Below are 20,844 nucleotides of genomic sequence, written 5' to 3'. Positions count from 1 at the left end.
TGCTGAGTGGTAAAATTTCGCGAAATTCTGAAGGAGAAATGACAAGCCAACGAAAGACTTACGAAGTTTTTAAAACTTCGTAAGTCCGGGATTTCCAACTTGCCATGCACACAAAGCTGAAGGGCTTACACGCCCAAATCCTGCATAATGGCGTCAATTTTAGCTTCCAATTGCTTGTCGGTATCCGCATAAGCTTCCTTGCTGGCCAGTTTACCATTAACGCTGCAATAAAATTTGATCTTCGGCTCGGTACCTGAAGGACGGGCAGATATTATGCTTCCATCTTCGGTAATAAACTGTAACACATCTGATGTAGGCAACTCAATTGCTTTGGTAGTGTTGGTGTTCAGGTCGGTTTCTACCTGGAATTCGTAATCCTTTAAAGTAACCACTTTCGATCCGCCTAAAGTAGCCGGCGGATTTTTCCTGAAGGTTTCCATCATGGCCTTAATTTCTTCGGCACCGGTTTTACCTTTCTTGGTTATCGAAATCAGCTTCTCTTTGTAAAAGCCGTACTGGACGTAAGTATCAATCAAGGCTTCAAACAGGCTGCTGCCTTTGTCTTTGTAATAGGCAGTCATTTCGGCAATAAAGGCACTTGATACAACAGCATCCTTATCGCGTACCAGCTCGCCTATCAAATAACCGTAGCTTTCCTCGCCACCGCCAATGAAGGTTTGTTTGCCCTCAAAATGGGTCATCAGCTCGCCAATGTATTTAAAGCCGGTTAGTGTATTGTAGCAGGTTACGTTTTTAGCTTTGGCTATGGCATCAATCAGGTTTGATGTTACAATGGTTTTAACAATGTACTCGTTGCCTGTAAGTTTGCCTTTATCTTCCCATGCGCTAAGCAGGTAGTTAATAAGCATACAGCCGGTTTGGTTACCGTTAAGCAATATAAATTCGTTATCGGTGTTTTTTACGGCTATCCCTACACGGTCGGCATCGGGGTCGGTTGCTAACACTAAATCGGCATCGGTTTCCTGTGCTTTTTTTAAGGCCAGGGTTAAAGCTTCTTTTTCTTCGGGGTTTGGATACACTACCGTAGGGAAATTTCCATCGGGTGTAGTTTGTTCATCCACCAGTATGACATTCTCAAAACCAAAGCGTTTTAAAGCTTGCGGCACCAAGGTAATACCTGTACCATGTATTGGCGAGTAAACAATTTTTAAATCTTTTTGGCGATTTATGGCCTCGGGCGAGATCGATAATTTAGTGATCCCTTCTAAGTAAAGTTCATCAACTTCCTCACCTATTTCCTCTATGTTGGCGTCAACACGGTTGAATTTGATTTCATCAACGATGGCAATTTTTGCCACTTCGTCCATCACCGCTTTATCATGCGGCGATACAAACTGCCCGCCATCGGCACCATACGCTTTGTAACCGTTGTACTCTTTAGGGTTATGCGAAGCGGTAAGCATTACCCCGCTTTTGCAACCGAAGTGGCGCACGGCAAAAGAAAGCTCGGGCGTTGGGCGCAAGGCCTTAAAAAAATACACATGGATATCATTGGCCGAAAACACTTCAGCCGTAATGTTCGAAAACAAGTCGGCGTTGTTGCGGCTATCGTGTGCTATGGCAACTTTAACTTTTTCGCCCGGGTAGGTTTTTTTCAAATAATTGGCCAGGCCCTGGGTAGCAGCACCAATGGTGTACTTATTAATGCGGTTTGAGCCAGGGCCCATAGTACCACGCAAGCCACCGGTACCAAATTCCAGGTCGCGGTAAAACGAGTCTGTTAACTCGGTATATGCTTTATTATCTAATAACGTTTGAATTTCTTGTTTAACATCAGCGTCGTAATTTCCTTCGAGCCAGGTGTTTACTTTTTTTAGGATGGATGGGTCTAAGTCCTGCATTAGTATAGTATTTAATAGATGATTGGGTTAACCAGTGGTTGTAACAAATATGGTAATAAAATGTGTTTTTAAATCAACATCAAAAAAATCTGTCGTTTAAAATTATTCATAATGTTACGCCGATAAATGTAATATTTTCTGCAATTATCTTTCATTATAAAAACATTAATTCGGATGGTATATCAATTAAAGTTTCTCAAGTGTGCCCGAATCAAATCTTATCGCATCAAAATGAAACAAGCCATCCCTGGTAAAAGCTAACTCAAGCTACGATAAAACATGTACCCCTTGGGCACGGCATCCGCACGCTGGCAAATACCATGAGGCTCAACATTGCCTCCATTTATCAGAAAGTTAAACGGCTTTAACTTTGCATGGTTGGCTGGAATTTAAATTAAACAAGGAGAAAATCGTCGGAATATCGTGAGCTTTTAAACAAAGTATATATATAATAACTATTTCATATTCAACATATTGAGATTACCATATAATCTATTACTTTATACAAGAAATAACACTCTTTACCATCTATATCAAAGCCACAGTAAGTGCAATCAGCTCTATATCTGCTTAAATACATGCTTGGGAAAGCGAAATTCTCCATCGATATACGAATTCCCCTTCCCCAGCCTGATTAATTCATGAAAATATCGGTATGGATTTGCCAGGCCGTTCGCCAGGTGCACCTCAAGAACTGATGTATATTAACTAATGCAACTGTACAAGCAGCTGTTTTATCACCTGATATGATTAAACAAGTCAACAGATTTACAGCCGGTTAGCTATCTAATGAAACAGCCATCGATCATAAATACCTGGATGCCAGGACATGTTTTATTTATAAGTTCAACTATCTGCTGCAATCACTTATATATCAGGAATTTACCTTCTTTTATATACCCGCTTTGTTTATTGTTTTAAAGGGAAATATCAGCTGTAATTGAAAGGTTTGGCAAACGATAAACAAAAGTGGTAAATCCAACAATCAACTATGATTGATATACGCCGGTATCACTAAACAAAAACGGTTGTCATTCGATAGAGCATGTGTGGGGTTGTGCGGGAGAGCGAAAGAGAAATCTTGTACGCTCTGCATCGTGACAAGCCATCGGAATCCAGGGCGTTCAAGATTTTTCGCTACGCTCAAGAGAAGCGCTAAGCTTTAAATAAATCATATAGCCTCCGGAGAAACCCCGGGGCTTTTTTTGTGGATTGATTAATGTTAATATCATCGGTTCTGCTGTTCAAGCTTTCATTGATACTTGAATCACCAATCATCTTGTTCAAACGTATAATAGTATTTTTTACATAATGTGTTAAAAGCTCAAAAATATTCTCATTCCGAATAATATACCCAAAAACACTAATTTCTGTGTCTCCAATTACGATGTCGTTATAAGTAGGTCCCTGGTCATAAACAATTTTCCCAGCATCAAGACCATTAAGTATAAGGTATACAAATGCACCACAGCCACCTTGTTCAAGTATCAATGCAAAGGTCAATAAATACTCTTTGTTCTCTTGGGTCCGATAGATTTCTCCAATTTTTGCATTCCAGAACGTTTTAGTTATATGGTCATAACCACATTCTTCAATTTCTTCTACACTAAAGCCTTCGGCTACCAATAACTCTACAAATTTGGCAGTTAAAAAAACCTCTATCGGGCTTTCATAAGCTGATGTCGGGTCGGCCAACTTTAACCAGTATAAAAAACTGGCATGATTAAAATAGTAGATTCCCTGAGTGCCAATATCTTCCAAATAATAACGAAAATCTTTAGGCAATTTTACATTATGAGCCCCTTCAAAAACATCCAATACGGAAGCCGGGGTTTTAACACGTTTTGAATACACATATTTATAATGCTCACGCTTAATAAGGTCCACCTGGCGTGAATTAAGAGATTGCAAAAAAGCTTTTAATTCCTCTTCAGCATCTTGAAGTTCTGTAAACGAATTGTTCATTACTAAATGACTAAATCTTTTTTAGTTAGAATATCAAGCTGTTTTAACAGGCTCGGAATCCTGTATTCTCCAGCCATTACCTTAACATAGGCCGCTGCGGCATCAATATTCGTACCCAGTGATGTTATATACAATGGTTTAGTGCTCTCTCCTCTTATTACAACTCTTTTATTGTGTATTAGGCTCTTATAATCGTTTTTTGCAATCCCAATTATTGGGATGCTTTTCTTCATTTCCTCATATAAATAGCCGCCCAACCCCAATTTCCCAAAATCGTCCAGCACAACAAAGCCGTCAATAATTATGGCATCAATATCAGTCAAGTCAACCTTTTTGAGTGCATTTAATATACATGGCAGTTCTCTTTTATAAAACTCGCCCGATTGATAAACAGCTTCAGAATTAGTTGTTTCGATTATTACATCTTTAGGCTCAACACTTATCCAGCTTTCAAACACAAAACAAACTGTTTTAGCCTTATCGGCGTAATAGTAAGAATCAAAGGCTAACAGCATCAGGCAAAAATAACATTTACCCGTCGATTGCCAACACCTGTAATAGCACCTCGAATACCAATGCCCGCCCCTATTTTGTAATCAAAATGTAATCATCAACAAAAACGTTATTTTTATTTGGAACGATCGTTCCAATTGTATTACCTTTGAGTCATCAAACAAAAAACAATTATTAAAAAATAAAACAATGAGCAATTTAACAAACAAAGTAGCCGTAGTTACAGGTGGTAACAGCGGCATAGGATATGCCACTGCAAAAGAATTGGCCGCCAAAGGTGCACAGGTTGTTATTACCGGGCGTAACGCCACGGCAGTAAGCAAAGCAGCCGAAGAACTGGGCGTAACAGGTATAGTATCCGATCAGGCCAAGTTAGACCAGATAGATAGCCTGGTTGCCCAGGTAAAAGCGCAGTTTGGTAAGGTTGATATCCTATTCCTTAATGCAGGTGTAGCCTTATTCAGCCCGATGGAAGTTGCAACCGAAGAACATTATGATACCATGATGAACCTGAATGTAAAAGGCGTGTATTTCACCGTTCAAAAATTTCTGCTTATTTTAAATGATGGCGGTTCTATCATATTCAACGCATCAGTTAACGCATCATTGGGTGCCCCCGATAGCAGTGTATATGCAGCAAGCAAAGCAGCTTTGTTATCATTCACTAAGGTATTTGCCCGCGAATTAGCCTCCCGTAAAATCCGTGTTAACTCCGTATCTCCAGGCCCGGTTGAAACCCCGCTTTATAGCAAACTTGGCTTAACTGAAGAACAGGTTAGCGGCTTTGGATCTGTTTTAAGTCAAAGGATTTTGCTTAATCGTTTTGGCAAATCAGAAGAAATTGCAAACGCAGTAAGGTTCCTGGCTTCTGATGATGCCTCATTTATAACCGGTACGGAACTTACTGTTGATGGTGGCTTAACTGTTAATGCCATTATGTATTAATAAAAAAATTAAAAACCCGCACCTATTTGGAATGAATGCTCCAAATAGGTTTTTGTATTATTACAATTTGAATTATGGCCAGGAATAAAGATTTTGACGAGGATGAACTGCTTGGTAAAGCTGTTGATTTGTTTTGGGACAAAGGGTACCATGCAACATCTGCCCAGGATTTGGTAGACGGACTGGGCATTAGCCGCTCAAGTATTTACAATACCTATACCGATAAAAAAACACTGTTTACCAAGGCTTTGCGGCAGTACCAGGTTAAAAACACCGGCGCGGTACTTACCCTGCTCAATAATGCCGGCGACGCGGAAGAAGCCATTAAACAAATACTTTACGGCGTTATCCGCGAGAGCGAAGAAGATACGCTGGCTAAAGGCTGCTTTATGGTGAATACGGCAGTCGAGTTGTCTCCCCATGATAAAGACATCGCCGGCCTGGTTGCTGAAAACAACCAGAGTGTAGAAGATGCCCTGACCAAAATTATGGAGAAAGGCCAGCACGAAGGCCAGTTTAATACCTATTTGCATCCCAAAGCTGCCGCACGGTTTATTTTTAGCACTATTGCCGGCCTCAGGGTATCTGCCCGGAGCGGCGCCGACATGAGCGTGTTGGAAGATGTGGTACGGGTCGCTTTATCGGCTTTGCGCTAAGAAATATGATTTCCACAAGCTGTTGCGGTTTTGTTGCGGTTTTTATTTTATAACAATTCGTAATTTGGTGATTGTTAGCGAGATGTATTTTTTAACTGTTTCACCTGTTGCGCAACGCAACACTTTTGGATAGTATTCAAAATCTAAAAGGTGTGTATACAAAGCAGTTCCCGGAAGAGGGAATGGTACACCTGCTGCTTTTGCACTTCCTTATGGCTTTCTGCCTACCGCCTTAAGCTTTTAGCTTTATTACTACCTTTGCCCTCAATGGATTATTTTAAAAAGCTGCTCGATCTGCTGAACAAAGAGAAAGAAGAAGACCGCAGCACCTACCTTAAACTTACCGAAAACACATCTGCCGCCGATCGTCGTGCTCAGGGCCTTACCTGGTACCCTATCGCCATCAGGAATACCGAGCCCGGCCGGGGAGATTATATCAATGTTGAGGTGGAACGCACCACCCATCAGGATATATCGCACCAGTTACGCTTTGGAATACCCGCCGCCTTATTCAGCAATCACGATCCGCAAAAAGATCGCGTGGAGGGCACCGTAACCTACCAGGGTGGCAACAGGCTAAAGATTACTCTATATACCGATGAGCTGCCCGATTGGGCCCGAGACGGCAAGCTGGGTATCGACTTGCTGTTTGATAATAACAGTTACGATGAAATGTTCAAGGCCATTAAACAGGCATCGGCCTTAGGCGAAAAAAAGGAAGGCCGTTTGGTAAATATCCTCAGCGGTAAAACCTCCCCTGTTTTTGCCGACCCTGCCCAGCCTTTAAATATTTCCCGTTTAAATACATCCCAGCTGGCGGCGGTAAACAAAATAGTAGCCGCGCAGGATCTGGCTATAATTCACGGCCCGCCGGGCACAGGTAAAACCACCACACTGGTGCAGGCCATTTGTTTGTTAGCAAAACAAACCAGCAAACAAATTTTAGTGGTGGCTCCAAGCAACACCGCTGTTGACCTCCTGAGCGAAAAACTGGCCGACGAAGGTTTAAACGTTTTAAGAATAGGCAACCCCAACCGGGTATCCGAAAAACTGGTTTCATTAACGCTTGATAGCAAAATGGCCGGCCACGCGGATAATAAACTCATCCGCACGTTAAAAAAACAGGCCAGTGCTTATAAGGATATGGCGCACAAGTACAAGCGCAGCTTCGGCAAATCGGAACGCGACCAGCGCAAGGCCCTGTTTAACGAGGCGCACAAGATCATGAAAGATGTGGCGAATACCGAGCAGCACATCATCGACGACCTGGTGAGCAAAGCGCAGGTAATAACCGCCACCCTTGTCGGCTCAAACCACTATACCATCCGCGAGGTAAAATTTGATACAGTGGTTATTGACGAAGCCGGTCAGGCACTTGAACCCGCATGCTGGATCCCTATCCTGAAAGCGCAGAAAGTAATTTTGGCCGGCGACCACCTGCAGCTCCCTCCTACCATTAAATCAAATGATGCCGCCCGCGCGGGTTTGAGCACTACTTTGTTAGAGAAATGCGTTGCCCTGCATCCCGAAGCTGTTGTTTTGCTGAATGAGCAATACCGCATGAACGAGTCCATCATGGGCTTCTCATCCCGTGAATTTTACGGCAATCAGTTAAAGGCCCATGCCACTGTAGCAACACGATTATTGTTTGCTGGCGATACACCGGTTACTTTTATCGATACCGCCGGTGCCGGCTTTGAAGAGCAAACAGCCGGCACCAGTACCTACAACCCGGATGAAGCGGTACTGCTATTTAAACATCTGAACCGGCTGGTAAGTGAGATTGACCCGACCGAAAAATCCCCGTCGGTAGCCATTATATCGCCTTATAAAGAGCAGATCAGGGTACTGAACGAGCAATTACAAGCCAACCCGGAGCTGTTACCGTATATCGATAATATCTCCGTTAACACCATCGACAGTTTCCAGGGACAGGAACGGGATGTAGTTTACATCAGCCTGGTGCGCAGCAATGCTAATGGCGAGATAGGTTTCCTTTCGGATATCCGCCGCATGAACGTAGCCATGACCCGCGCCCGTAAAAAATTGGTAGTTATAGGCGATAGCGCCACCCTAACCCGTTTAAAATTTTACGCTGATTTTGTAGCATATGCCGAAAAACTGGGCGGCTACCAAAGTGCCTGGGAGTACGCGGGAGATTAGAAGACTGTCGCATATCGCCCTTAAATTGGTCGGTTATGCGGATCATTGAAATCAGTTACATGCAGTATCTTTATACTAAAGAAAAAAGCTATTGACAGACGATGATAAAAATTGGCCGCCCGTACCAGGAAGATGCACCATCCTGGTACCCCTATTTTTTCGATTTAGCCAAAGGCGATGACCTCATCGAAGCATTGGAGGTTAACAAACAGCAAACAATTGACTTGATCAGGTCGATTCCGGCAACCGCCGAAAATTACAGTTATGCCGAGGGTAAATGGACAGTAAAACAGGTTTTTATCCACTTAAACGATGATGAAAGGTATTACGCCTATAAGGCATTTTGCTGTACAAGGCAGGTAAACGCCATACTGGAGTTACCGCAGGGCGCAGATTACAACAAGAATTTTAACGCCCATAACCGCACTTTGACAGATATAGCCGAAGAATTCATAACCATCAGGGAGGCTACCATCAGCCTTTACAAACACATGACCCATGCCATGCTTGATTTCAAATTCGACCAAACCCCGGTCTATACAGCAAGGAGTGTGGGATGGATGGTGTTTGGGCACAATGTACATCATCGTAATCTTTTGAGGGAGAGGTACGGGGTGTGAGCGCACTACTTTCCTGTCATGTTGAGTTGCTTTTTTCGCGAAAATTCTAAAGTAGGCATGACAATTAAAATAAAAACCCTGTCATCCTGAGGTACGAAGGATCTATTCGCGAACTTTGTTGGCGGTTATGCATGGCGTACAATAGATCCTTCGCTATCGCTCAGGATGACAAAGGGGGTTATTTATCACGTGCCATGGGTGGGTACGAAGGACATTAGCTTTGAACGCTGGCTAAGGCTCGCCCCATATCACATCCCCGCCGTAACGGCTTTCATCTTCTCCAACGCCGTTTTAGCCACTTTTAAAGCATCCTGCGCGTAGTAGCTTTTGTTAAATACTTCAAAGGATATCACCAATGGTTTATCGGGGTGTTTGGCCAATTGTAATATCTGTTTTACGGGCGCTATGCCATCACCTACGTAAATCCTGTCGGGTTCCGAGATTTGGGCAGGTGTAATTCCGGCCGGGTAGTCGTTTATGTGTATAATATCCAGCGCCTGTTTGCCCACAAAATTCAGGCTCTCAACAGGCGATCCTCCTTTAAAAAAGTGGAATACATCCAACAACACCCTGGCATCGGCATCACCTAAGGATGATATTACATATAACACATCACTTACATGCTTCAGGTTTACCGATGCACCCCACATTTCCAGCTGCGGGATAACCCCGCTTTGTTTACCCATTTTCAGGATAGTTGCGTAGCGTTCTGTAATGGTGTCAAGACTTATCGGCTCCTTTGTGCCGCCTGCCGGTGGCGCTGCTATTCGCGGGCAGCCTAATTTGGCCAGCAGGTCCATATCCGCTTGCAGGTCGGTCAGGGCTTTGGCACGGATAGTGTTGTCATCTGCGATCCAGGGCGCAAAGCCTATGGCATCCTCTACCTTAAGGCCAAGCCCGTCGATGATTTTTTTGGCCTCGGTAATAGTACCGCCGCCCTGCAGGTAAGTATCCAGCGTATCCAGCCAGATCTCTACAGACGTGAAGCCGGCCTTAGCCGCAACCTCCAGCTCTTTTACAAAGCCCAGGTTATGGCCTCGGATGGTGCTCATATTCAGCGAATATATAAAACCGTTACCTGGCCTCTTATCCACCTTGATAGCCGCCGAAACCGGGCCGCTCAACACCGCGGCACCCGTTGCTAAGCCAATTGTTTTTAGCGCCTGCCGCCTGTTTAATGCCGCGTTCATATGTTAGTATTTTAAACCTTTAATGTATTCAATGGTAACAGGAATTTGCGTGGCATACGATGGGCTTTCATCCTCAATAAAATAATGCCTTACGCCCGCTTTCCTTGCTGCCTTAAGTACGGCCGGGATATCAATCTGGCCGGTGCCCAGGGCTACGTCGTTTTTGGTATCGGTACCTCCGGTAAGGTCATTGGCTACGCCTTTGCGGATATCCTTCAGGTGCATCAGTTTAATGCGGGTTGGATATTTTTCAATCAGCTTAGCCGGGTCCTGCCCGCCGTGGAACGACCACAACAGGTCGATCTCGAATGATACATACTTTGGGTCGGTATTTTTAGCGATATAATCAAACAGGGTTCCGTCCTCGTAAGGGCCAAACTCATACCCATGGTTGTGGTAGCAAAATGTAATCCCGGCTTCTGCAAGGTATTTGCCAACCGTATTAAAATCAGTAACGGCTTTTTTGGCATCTTCCAGGTTAAACTCCTTACCATGCGGAATCCAGGCTACCATCACATATTTGGCTCCTAACGCTTTAGCCTGTTTCACCACCTGGGCCGGGCTTTTTACTATATCATCATATCCCGCTCCTATCGATGGGATGCTAATTCCTCTTTCGTTACAAAGCTTACGGAAAGCTTCGGGCGTCATGCCCTTGGGTTCCTGTCCTTCCAGTTCGGTTATACCCATTGCTTTAATGGTATCCAGTACGGATATCGTAGCTTTGGGCATACTGCTACGGAAAGTGTAAGCTTGCACGCCTATTTTACCAATAAAAACCGGCTTGCCGCTTTGTGCAAACGTATTGGAAGCCAATAAGCTTAAGCCCAGGCAGGCATTTATTATTACTTGTGATGTTTTCATATATTAATTATAAGTGTTAGCCCCCTCTAAATCTCCCCCGGTTGGGGAGACTTTTATATTTTTTAGTTCGAGTTAATTTGAAAGTTTACTATCTTAAATTATTGACCGAAGCGAATATCGCTTAATTTAAGGATGCCATCGTTTGGTTTGGTACGTTTAATAGCAAAAACAAATACATTATGTTTGCCTGCAACCGGCTTTTGTACATCGCCGGTTAACCAGGCCAGTTTATCCCAGCTGCCGGTATCGCCATAATTGGCCGAGCAAATAACAGGGCCTGCCTGTGAATCCATCCGTACTTCAATCTCGCCATCAACTCCTTTGGATGCGTACTGGAAGCTCATTTTTTTGATATCGGTTAAATCCACATCCCTGAACAACACAAACGATTTATGGTTGCCCAGCGACAGATCGTCTTTAAAACGATTGAATCCTTTTAATTCATCAGCATAAACTGCCTTTACATCAGCATTGCGCAAAGTTACCACATCAGTACCGGTAAGTGGCCCAACCATTTTTCCACCTTTATCGGTATAGGATGCAAACAGGGTGTATTGCCCGCGCGGCTCGGCATCGCTAAATTTAAGGTTCAGGCTACCGGTAAGCGGTAAAGGCGTTGCTTTGCTTTTTCTATCGGTTAATGAAAATATGTATTTCACAATCTCTTTGGTATCGGCCGCCGAAAGCTGCGGGTGGGCGCTCATGACATGCTCGGTTCCCCAGCTCCCTGCGCCACCCGCTATGATTTTTTTGGATAGCTTATCAACCGATCCTTTTTGTGTTTTATACCGGTTGGATATCGCTATAAAACTTGGCCCTACAGCGGTCTTGTTGGCCAGGTGGCACGATTTACAATCGCTGTTGGCCATCAACGCCTTGCCGGGATAGCTTATTTCGTTGGCCGACAAAGCAGCCAAGCTTTGCACCGTTTTACCATCGGTTGATGGCTGCGGGTTATAAATGTAAAATAACTTCACCCGTTTAGGGTCTATCTTACCGTCTTCCTTATCCTTCACCACCACATGATATTTAAAGGGCTGCCCCTTTTGGACGAATGATTTGTTACCAGTGCCGGCAATGGTAACTACCGGCCTTGTATTACCCACCCTCACTATAATGGTATCGTGCCCTGTAGCACCGCCTTTATCGGTAACTTTTAAAATAGCCTTGTAAACACCCGGCTTAGTATAGGTATAGCTTGCCGAGGCTGTTGCTGCGCCCGCCGTTTTACCGTCAAACAACCACTGATAGGTTATTTTATCGTCATCATCCAAATCTTTACTGTTCTGGCTGTTAAAACCTACGGTTAACGGCGCCTGGCCTGATATCTCTTTTTTTACCGGCATTTCCTTCAACTCGGCAGTAAGGTATTTGGTATGCTGGTAGTAGGCTTGCATAGCGGTATCGGTAATACCGGCTTTGGCAATGGGTGCACGGTTGCCGGTGTTGTATTCAATTTTCACCAGGCGGGCATCTTCATTTTGCGCGCCATACACCGACCCGTATTCCAGCATATATAAAGCGCCATCGGGGCCAAACTGCATATCAATAGGTCGCCTGAAATCGCCATTGGCGGGCATAAAAGCTTCGTTGCGTACATAATTTTCGTTTTCATCAAACGTCAGGCTTATTACCCAGTTACGCATCCAGTCGGCCACAAATAATTTACCGTCGTAATAATCAGGGAACTTATTGGGGTTTTTAACATTGGCATTGTACTTATAAAAATCGCCTCCGATAGCGCAACGGCCGCCTAATCCCAATTCCGGGAACTCATCCGATGCGGCATAAGGGTACCAGATCATGGCGGGTGTGGCGGGTGGCAGCACGTTTAAACCTGTATTGTTTGGCGAGTTATTTACCGGCCGTTTAGGATCAAACATTGGCCCAGGCGTGCCCGTAACAAAATCCCAGTGTGAGTAGGCAAAGTTGTTGCCCACAAAATACGGCCAGCCAAAGTTACCCGCCTTGCGGGCCTGGTTAAATTCATCATAACCGCGCGGGCCACGTGGCGAATCTTTACCCGCATCGGGCCCAATCTCGCCCCAGTATAAAACCGAGGTGTTAGGATTTACCGCGATACGGTATGGGTTACGGCAACCCATCACATAAATCTCCGGTTTAGTTTTGGCCATACCTTTAGGAAAAAGATTTCCTTCAGGTATGGTGTAAGTGCCATCAGCCTCGGGATGAATGCGCAGTATTTTGCCTTTAAAGTCGTTGGTATTGCCTGCGCTACGTTGGGCATCCAGGCTAAAATGCTCTTTCCCGGGGCGTTCGTCCAGCGGTGCGTAACCATCGGCCGGGAACGGGCTCGAGCTATCGCCTGTAGACAGGTATAGGTTACCGTTTTTATCCCAGGCCAATGAGCCGCCATGGTGTGCGCCGCTTACTATTTGTACCGGCACTTTTAACAGGATTTTTTCTGATTTCAAATCGAGCACATTAGTAGGGCTCAATTTAAACCGCGAAAGCTGAAAGTTTAAAGGCTCGATGGTTTGCCCTTCGGGCATGTAATAGATATATACAAACTGGTTGTTTTCAAAATCAGGATCGAGCGTTAGGCCAATAACCCCGGTGCCACCCTGGTAAGTGATGGGGAATTTATGGATCACTTTAAACTGGTTGGTTTTGGTATTATAAACCGAAAAATTACCCATCAGCTGGGTAAAAAATACGCGGCCATCTTTAGCGCAGGCCAATTCCATAGGCGATGCCACGTTGCTTATCAACACTGTTTTAATAAAGCGGGTTTGATCGGGCGATACTTTGGCGTAAGCTTTACTATAATCCAGCGGTTTACCGTTGCCCATGGCGTATTTAATACCGCCAAGCATCTGGCCTAAAAACAAGGGGTCACTATAGCTTTCGTCGGTATGGCCACAGCCTGTATAAAACGACCGGCCACCGTCAAACTCATGAAACCAGGTAATAGGATGGTTTGCACCGTTGGTACCGCCATCGTAAGTATTCTCGTCAAGGCTGGCCAAAATATGTATGCCGCTGTAGATGGATTTGTAGTTGTACCATTCGTCGGTACGCTCCCAGCGGGCAGGCAAACCGGCCGTTATAGGGTTTGTCCGATCTGTTACATCTATAGTAGCCGTACGGATATTTGAATTATTAGGATGGCTTGAAAAATAGGCGCCCACCAATTTGCCGTACCATGGCCAGTCGTACTCAGTATCGGCAGCCGAATGGAAACCTGCGTATCCGCCGCCCGCCTGTATGTACCGTTCAAACGCTGCCTGCTGCATGGCGTTAAGTACATTGCCCGTGGTGCATTGAAATATAACGGCATCGTATTTTTTCAGGTTCTCGTCGGTAAAAGCTTCAGAATTGGTTGTGGTATCAACATCGAAATTATTTTCTTTACCCAGCTTCTGGATAGCGGCTATACCAAACGGAATGCAGGAATGGTGCCAGCCCAATGTTTTTGAAAAAACCAGCACGCGCTGCCGCGGAACAGTTGTTTTAAATGAATACAGCCCAAAACTGAGCCCTATCAATAAAACACAGGTGAGTTTTAATTTTAATGACATGAGTTGAGAGATTTAGTTGATGTACATTTTGTTGCCAATAAGCCCGCCGGCAATAACGCATAAAAGCGCTGCAAGAATGGGCTGATCAGGCCCGATGATAAATATGTATTATGTAACGGTAAAAAAGTACCGGCTAACTAATTGGCTCAACAATATTAACGATTTAGCAAACCACTGTGTAATAAATACACCCTTATTTCGCTCTCGCGGCGCATTGTAAATGAATTGTTACCCTTGGTTTGCTGAAACGATTTACAACCTGTCGTAAACCGCCCTAAACTTTGTCGCATACTGCTATTGGTGCCATCAGCACTTCGCATTAAATTTGAATTATGAAAAACTTAATGCTGCTTTATATCAAGATCACTACTTTTATCATTATACTTATGACAACAGCGACAACCACCCAGGCACAAAATGCCGGTAAATATGCCCACGTAAACGGCATAAAAATGTATTATGAAATTCATGGCACAGGCCATCCGCTGGTATTAATTCACGGCGGTGGTTCAACAATGCATACTTCATTTGGTAAAATTATGCCGCAACTGGCCAAAACCCATATGGTTATTGCGGTCGATTTGCAAAATCACGGTCGCACATCCGCCAGGGACATTCCCGAAACTTTTGAGCAGGATGCCGACGATGTGGCCGAACTGCTAAAACAATTAAGCATTAAAGGTGCCGATGTTATGGGTTTTAGCAACGGCGGCAGTACTACCCTGCAGTTGGCTATCAGGCATCCCGAATTAGTACATAAACTGGTGGCAATTTCGGCACTTTATAAACGAGCCGGAACGTTCCCGTGGTTTTGGGATTTTATAAACAAAGCAGATCTATCTTCAATGCCACAGATTTACAAAGATGTTTACCTGGCCATCCCCGGCAATACCCAGGCAGGGCTGCAAAACATGCAAGATAAAGATGCCAAACGGATGCAGACTTTTAAGGATTGGAACACCGACGATATCAAAGCCATCCAGGCCCGTACCCTGGTCGTTGTAAGCGATCAGGATGTGATTACACCAGAGCACGCTATAGAATTGTCGCGGTTATTGCCACACAGCCGGCTAACCATTATGCCCGGCAGCCACGGCGCTTTCATGGGCGAGGTTATGGCGCCAAACCCGGATAGTAAAGTACCGGAGTTATTTGTAGCGATGCTTGATGAGTTTTTAACGGCTGAATAACGGCAGCGCCCAACTTTAATAAGTTATCTTAATTATTTTATTTCCCGTTATGCCAAAACCTACGCTTTGGTTCGGGAAGCTTACAGCGTTAATGGCAGAATACCCGGTAATATCTGACGATCCTATCCAGCTATCGCCGCCATCGGACGTGGTATAAATTGAAGCATAAGAATGACCAAAATCGCCACCCGAATAATTGCCCCGGCCGAGTGCGATACCGTTTTTAGAGTTTTTGAAATAGATGGCAAAAACATCTGCCGGCGAATTAGCCAGCACGCTCCACGAGTTGCCATTATTTGTTGATTTTATAACCTTGCCCTGCCCACCCACATAGGTAACGCCTCCGGCAGATGCTATGCTGTAGTAACCGGTGTTGGTTTGTGGGCTGATTACTTTCCAGGTTAGGCCGCCATCATCTGTCTGTACTATCTTATCAAACAGGCATATTATGAAGCCATTTTTATCATCAGTAAATTTTATTTGCATCATTTTCCCGCCCAGGTTTTCGATGGCCTGCGCTGTCCACGCCAAACCGCCGTCGGTAGTTTTGTAAATCACGTTATTACCTACACAAAAGCCCACATTGGTATTTACAAAATATACGGACGTTATATCAGTTTTTTCAACCGGTGTATAAACCCTTGTCCAGCTTTGGCCGCCGTCAAGCGTACGCAGTATAAAACCACCCGGTGGCACACAGCCCGTTCCTCCACATGAGCTTTCGCCACCAACCGCAAACCCTTTATTGCTATCTATAAAATAGAGGCCATAAATAGGCAAATTGGTATTTGAATTTTCGGCTTGCCAGCTGTCGCCACCGTTAAAAGTTTTATAAATACCACCGCCACCGCCGGCAACATAACCGGTTTTAACATCAGTAAAAAATACCGCTGTAATTGATTGGGGCAACTGAGCAGGCAGCAAAACTACTTTGGCGTTACTTTCGCTGCTTTTAATTGCAGCCGGCTGGCCTTTATCGCAGCCCGACAGGACGGCCATAACAATTGCCATTGCAAGAAAAATAGGGTAAGGTGGTTTCATAAAAAGTATAATTGGCTATTAACCTGATTACGCATTATTACCTGCAAATGCTACAACTGAATCATTTTTTTAATAAAACCTAAGGAATAAATTACACATCCGGAATTTTTAAAAATACTTTACGTTTGCATGGGGAACCGACCCTGCTTTATTTATCGGCCATTAATATTTGATTTGAGTTTTATACCGAAAAAACATAAGTTTGATGCTTGAACAGAACCAATTGATCAATTAATGAGCCAGGCTAATCAACTTACAACTGTCCCATCGTTTATACGCAATACCGTTGCCAATATCCATCCCGAAAGTCATCCATTTTTAATCCATAAGGTTAAAGATACCTGGGTGGAGATTACTTATGGCGAGGCACTTGAAAAGATAGATGCCATATCGGCCTGGTTATTAAACCTGGGCATCAAAAAAGGCGACCGGTTGTCGCTAATTATCGAGAATGGACCAAATTATGTTTATTACGACCAGGCATTACAACAGATAGGTGCCGTAAATGCATCGATATATCCTACCCTCACCGAAAACGAAATTGAATATATTCTGAACGATTCGGGCGCAAAAGTGATTATAACGGGTAATCCGTTTCTTTTTCGCAAAGTGCTCAAAATAGCCAATAACTGCCCCGAGCTCATTCGTATTATACCGGCTTTTGATGATTTTGAAAAACACAGCAGCAAACATACGCTCAATGCCGGCGTAATTGGTTTTGATGATGTTATTAAAGAAGGGCTGGCTTTGGTTAGCCAATATCGACACGCTATCGCTGCCGCCCGCGAAGCTATTTTACCTACCGATCTTTCCTGCCTTATTTATACATCAGGTACAACAGGTATCCCTAAGGGCGTAATGCTTACGCATTATAACCTTACCCAAAACGCGCTGAATAGTGTTATCCAAATTCCTTTTGTAAGCAAGGATGACCGCTTTTTATCGTTCCTGCCGTTATCGCATGTATTTGAGCGTACAATTTATCATATCGCAATTTTAAAAGGGTCGCAAATTGCTTTTGCCCAAAGTTTGGAGCTGTTAGCTAAAAATATGGGCGAAACGCAGCCTACCATACTATGTTGCGTGCCGCGCCTGCTTGAGCGTATTCACGATAGGGCTATCAAAAGTGGCACATCTGCAGGTGGCATAAAGACCAAAATATTTTTATGGGCATTTGAAATTGGCAAAAAGGTACGTTTGGCACAGGAAGCCGGTAAATCGCCGGGTCTTATTCTTAAAGCACAGCATGGCATTGCCGAAAAATTGGTTTTCAGTAAGATAAAAGAAAAAACCGGCGGCAAGCTACAGTTTATGGTATCGGGCGGCGGCGCCCTACCCAAAAACATTGGTGAGTTTTTTGGCGACCTGGGTATTGTAATACTGGAGGGTTTCGGGCTCACAGAAACATCGCCGGTTATGGCTGTAACCGAAAGGCACAGGGTTATTTATGGCACTGTGGGCCGCATTATTCCGGGCATTGAGGTGGCTATCCAAAATGTAGAAACCAAAGAAATTTACTCGATACAAACCCACGATAACTTTAAGGAAGATACAGAAACCGAAGAAGGCGAAATTATTGTTCGCGGCCATTGCGTGATGAAAGGTTACTGGCATAAGCCCGAAGAAACAGCAATAGTTATCGACGAAGATAACTGGTTTCATACCGGCGATATCGGCCGTTTCTACCGCGGCAACCTGCAAATTACCGACAGGCTGAAAAATATGCTGGTAAACGCATACGGCAAAAACATATACCCTACCCCGGTTGAGAATACGTACCTGAAAAGCCCTAAAATTGAACAGGTGTTTTTAGTGGGCGATAAACGCGAATACATAGCCGCTATCATAGTGCCCGGCAAAGAGGGCTTGCAGGAACAATTCGGCCTCAACAACGATTTTTTTGAGCGCCCCGAAATATTTATCGATGATCAGGAAATTGTAGACTGGATAAGCCAGGATATCCGCAAATTCAGCAACGAGCTGGCCAAGTTTGAACGTATCAAGTCGTTTAAAGTAAAGCGTAACCCCTTCAGCATGGAAGAAGGCGAGATAACCCCAACCATGAAAGCCAAACGCAAAGTTATTGAGAAAAAGTACGCGGCAGAAATAGATGAGCTGTACGCAGGTGAAACGGAAGAGGATTAATTTGATTTGAGAATTTGAATATTTGAGAATTTGAAGATGCTTTTGGTCTGAACTACTATTTTGGGGATTAAGGGATTGACAGGATTGGATTGGAATCAAATCCAAATAATCCGAAAAATCTGCTTAATCCGAGTTCAGAAAAAAAACCTGTTAATCTTGCAAAATCCTCAAATCGTGTAAATTTTACTAACTTTGTTAGCATGAAGCGATCTGGCAGTGCTGACTTACCTTTACACTATGGCTATGTACCCACATGGCTTGCCGAGCGCATGGCAAAGTTAGGCCTGGCTGTAATTGAAAACATCGTAATGGATTATGGCAAGGACGAGGTTTTACGCCGCCTGAGCAATCCTTTCTGGTTTCAGAGCCTTGGCGCGGTTATGGGGATGGATTGGCACTCATCGGGCATAACAACCTCGGTAATGGGCGCTTTAAAAAAATCGGTAAACCCGCACAGCCGCGAACTGGGCATTTACATTTGCGGCGGCAAAGGCAAACACTCCAAACAAACCCCTGCCGAGCTATTAAAGATTGGCGAAACTACGGGGCTTGACGGCAACTACCTTGTACGATGCAGCAAACTGAGCGCTAAAGTTGATAATACAGCAATACAAGATGGTTTCCAGCTATATACCCATAATTTTATCCTGAGCGATACCGGCAAATGGGCTGTAGTACAGCAAGGCATGAGCGATGCCAGCAGCACCGCACGCCGCTATCACTGGCATTCCGAGCAATTAACATCGTTTGTTGATGATCCGCACACATCCATCTACGGCAAAAATACAGGTCTGATCCTGAACATGACAGATAAACTGGCCGACACCTCCCGAAACGGGGTTATGCGGATAGCCGCCGAAAACCCGGAAGCCATGATCAAAGAAATCAGCCTCCTGGTATTACCGAACCATCATGATGTAAAAGCCAAGGACGTGGATTTAAAACGCCTGGGCGCTGTGCTTTGGTTAGCCCATGAAAAGCAGCCCGCTGATTTTGAAGATTTATTGCTGTTACAAGGCCTGGGGCCGCGTACCCTGCAATCGCTGGCATTGGTAAGCGAGGTTATACACGGGACTCCCTCCCGGTTTAAAGATCCGGCAAGGTTTTCCTTTGCACACGGAGGCAAGGATGGGCACCCCTTCCCGGTACCTACCAAAGTATATGACGAAACCATAGGCGTTCTCCAAAACGCAATACACAAATCGAAACTGGGATTATCGGAACAAAATGAGGCTATCAAACGGCTCCATAAAATAGCCGAGAATGCCGAAAAGGATTTTACGCCAAATGCCAACTTCGACCAGGTAATAGCCAAAGAACGTGAATACTCATGGAAATATGGCGGACGTACTGTATTTGGAAAAGCAAAGCCGCCGGTACAACAGCAATTGAAATTATTTTAGTTAGATATGGCCTATCGCACCCGCGAGCTTCCAGCTCGTGGGTTACATGGTTTCATGCTTTCAGCTGAAATAGTTAGTCCAGCACCCTTACGAGTTACACTAACGCTAACCTCGCGGGTGTTAAAAACATTAAAAAAAAACAAATAAAATAAAAAACGACTCCAACCCAGTTCGCCAGCACAATCCGCAATTTAAAAATAAGCTATTTCAACGCCAGCATAATCATTTTAGCCGAATCAAGATGTGCCTGCAACGATGGTAAATTTTTCCTGGCAAAATCAGATAGATTAGGATTTTTATTGAGCGCGACAGTTTTAAAAAGGGTTATTTCCTGTTCATGCTGGCTCACAAGCATTTCTATATATGCCTTATCAAAATCGGCAGCTTTCTTCTGCTCAAGGACGGCAATCACTTGTTGGTGATTTGCATTTATGGTATCGTTGGACGTTACAAAATTATCAATCTCCAATTTTCTCAAATTATCGGCCAACAAAGTATGGTCGTCAATCATAGCTTTGGCAAATTGAACAACCTTTTGATTTTTTGAGTTGGAGATAGCCAAACCGGAAGCTTTTACAGTTGCCAGACTGGCTTCGGTACCATTTTTAAAAAAGAGCATTCCGCCATCGTCAACAAGTACTTTATTGTTGTAATTATTTGCGCGTTTGTTGCTTTCGCATGATTGCACAAAAAAGATAGCTACTAAAATCAATAACAAGCCAGTTAAATACTTCATTTATAAATT

General features: G+C 44.1%; 15 protein-coding genes. 7 read left to right on the top strand and 8 right to left on the bottom strand.

Features of this window, described 5'->3' with window-relative positions:
* Positions 1-125: 125 nt before the first annotated feature.
* The 3 genes from AC1RM2_RS34110 to AC1RM2_RS34100 form a co-directional block, all read right to left on the bottom strand.
* On the bottom strand, positions 126-1,862 hold the full coding sequence (locus AC1RM2_RS34110) for a phospho-sugar mutase (protein WP_492989583.1): 1,737 nt from the start codon (positions 1,860-1,862) through the stop codon (positions 126-128).
* Positions 1,863-3,017: 1,155 nt separating this feature from the next.
* Positions 3,018-3,827 carry a hypothetical protein gene (locus AC1RM2_RS34105; protein ID WP_492989582.1) on the bottom strand — a complete coding sequence of 270 codons (810 nt, stop codon included), beginning with the start codon at positions 3,825-3,827 and terminating at the stop codon, positions 3,018-3,020.
* 2 nt (positions 3,828-3,829) lie between these two features.
* Complete coding sequence (locus tag AC1RM2_RS34100) at positions 3,830-4,342, bottom strand: endonuclease V (protein ID WP_492989581.1); 513 nt, start codon at positions 4,340-4,342, stop codon at positions 3,830-3,832.
* 187 nt (positions 4,343-4,529) lie between these two features.
* On the opposite strand from AC1RM2_RS34100, the gene AC1RM2_RS34095 reads away from it, so the two are divergent.
* From AC1RM2_RS34095 to AC1RM2_RS34080, 4 genes are all read left to right on the top strand, one after another.
* The gene (locus AC1RM2_RS34095) at positions 4,530-5,285 is read left to right on the top strand and encodes a glucose 1-dehydrogenase (protein ID WP_492989580.1); all 756 of its coding nucleotides are present in this window, start codon (positions 4,530-4,532) and stop codon (positions 5,283-5,285) included.
* Positions 5,286-5,359: 74 nt separating this feature from the next.
* Positions 5,360-5,941 (top strand): TetR/AcrR family transcriptional regulator, encoded by a 582-nt coding sequence (locus AC1RM2_RS34090; protein ID WP_492989579.1) that lies wholly within the window; start codon positions 5,360-5,362, stop codon positions 5,939-5,941.
* 267 nt (positions 5,942-6,208) lie between these two features.
* Positions 6,209-8,104 (top strand): AAA domain-containing protein, encoded by a 1,896-nt coding sequence (locus AC1RM2_RS34085; RefSeq protein ID WP_492989578.1) that lies wholly within the window; start codon positions 6,209-6,211, stop codon positions 8,102-8,104.
* Between the two features lie 101 nt (positions 8,105-8,205).
* Positions 8,206-8,724 (top strand): DinB family protein, encoded by a 519-nt coding sequence (locus AC1RM2_RS34080; protein WP_492989577.1) that lies wholly within the window; start codon positions 8,206-8,208, stop codon positions 8,722-8,724.
* A 248-nt stretch (positions 8,725-8,972) separates the two neighbouring features.
* Here the strand turns inward: AC1RM2_RS34080 and AC1RM2_RS34075 are convergent, their stop codons facing one another.
* From AC1RM2_RS34075 to AC1RM2_RS34065, 3 genes are all read right to left on the bottom strand, one after another.
* On the bottom strand, positions 8,973-9,914 hold the full coding sequence (locus AC1RM2_RS34075) for a sugar phosphate isomerase/epimerase family protein (protein ID WP_492989576.1): 942 nt from the start codon (positions 9,912-9,914) through the stop codon (positions 8,973-8,975).
* Between the two features lie 3 nt (positions 9,915-9,917).
* The gene (locus AC1RM2_RS34070; protein ID WP_492989575.1) at positions 9,918-10,778 is read right to left on the bottom strand and encodes a sugar phosphate isomerase/epimerase family protein; all 861 of its coding nucleotides are present in this window, start codon (positions 10,776-10,778) and stop codon (positions 9,918-9,920) included.
* 98 nt (positions 10,779-10,876) lie between these two features.
* Complete coding sequence (locus AC1RM2_RS34065; RefSeq protein WP_492989574.1) at positions 10,877-14,320, bottom strand: ThuA domain-containing protein; 3,444 nt, start codon at positions 14,318-14,320, stop codon at positions 10,877-10,879.
* Positions 14,321-14,652: 332 nt separating this feature from the next.
* On the opposite strand from AC1RM2_RS34065, the gene AC1RM2_RS34060 reads away from it, so the two are divergent.
* Entirely contained in the window at positions 14,653-15,510 is an 858-nt protein-coding gene (locus tag AC1RM2_RS34060) for an alpha/beta fold hydrolase (protein WP_492989573.1), read from the top strand.
* 15 nt (positions 15,511-15,525) lie between these two features.
* Here AC1RM2_RS34060 and AC1RM2_RS34055 read toward each other — a convergent pair whose 3' ends face one another.
* Entirely contained in the window at positions 15,526-16,551 is a 1,026-nt protein-coding gene (locus AC1RM2_RS34055) for a WD40/YVTN/BNR-like repeat-containing protein (RefSeq protein ID WP_492989572.1), read from the bottom strand.
* 234 nt (positions 16,552-16,785) lie between these two features.
* Here AC1RM2_RS34055 and AC1RM2_RS34050 point away from each other — a divergent pair, with 234 nt between their 5' ends.
* Positions 16,786-18,696, top strand: coding sequence for an AMP-dependent synthetase/ligase (locus AC1RM2_RS34050; protein WP_492989571.1), 1,911 nt, complete (start codon positions 16,786-16,788; stop codon positions 18,694-18,696).
* Positions 18,697-18,896: 200 nt separating this feature from the next.
* Complete coding sequence (locus AC1RM2_RS34045) at positions 18,897-20,099, top strand: DUF763 domain-containing protein (RefSeq protein WP_492989570.1); 1,203 nt, start codon at positions 18,897-18,899, stop codon at positions 20,097-20,099.
* A 202-nt stretch (positions 20,100-20,301) separates the two neighbouring features.
* Here AC1RM2_RS34045 and AC1RM2_RS34040 read toward each other — a convergent pair whose 3' ends face one another.
* Positions 20,302-20,835, bottom strand: a complete 534-nt coding sequence (locus tag AC1RM2_RS34040) for a DUF4142 domain-containing protein (RefSeq protein WP_492989569.1) — start codon at positions 20,833-20,835, stop codon at positions 20,302-20,304.
* Between the last annotated feature and the right edge of the window lie 9 nt (positions 20,836-20,844).

The organism is Mucilaginibacter sp. GW822-FHT03E02 (assembly GCF_058801545.1).
Note: the sequence above shows the minus strand (reverse complement) of the source record. Positions and strands in the feature narration are given on the sequence as shown.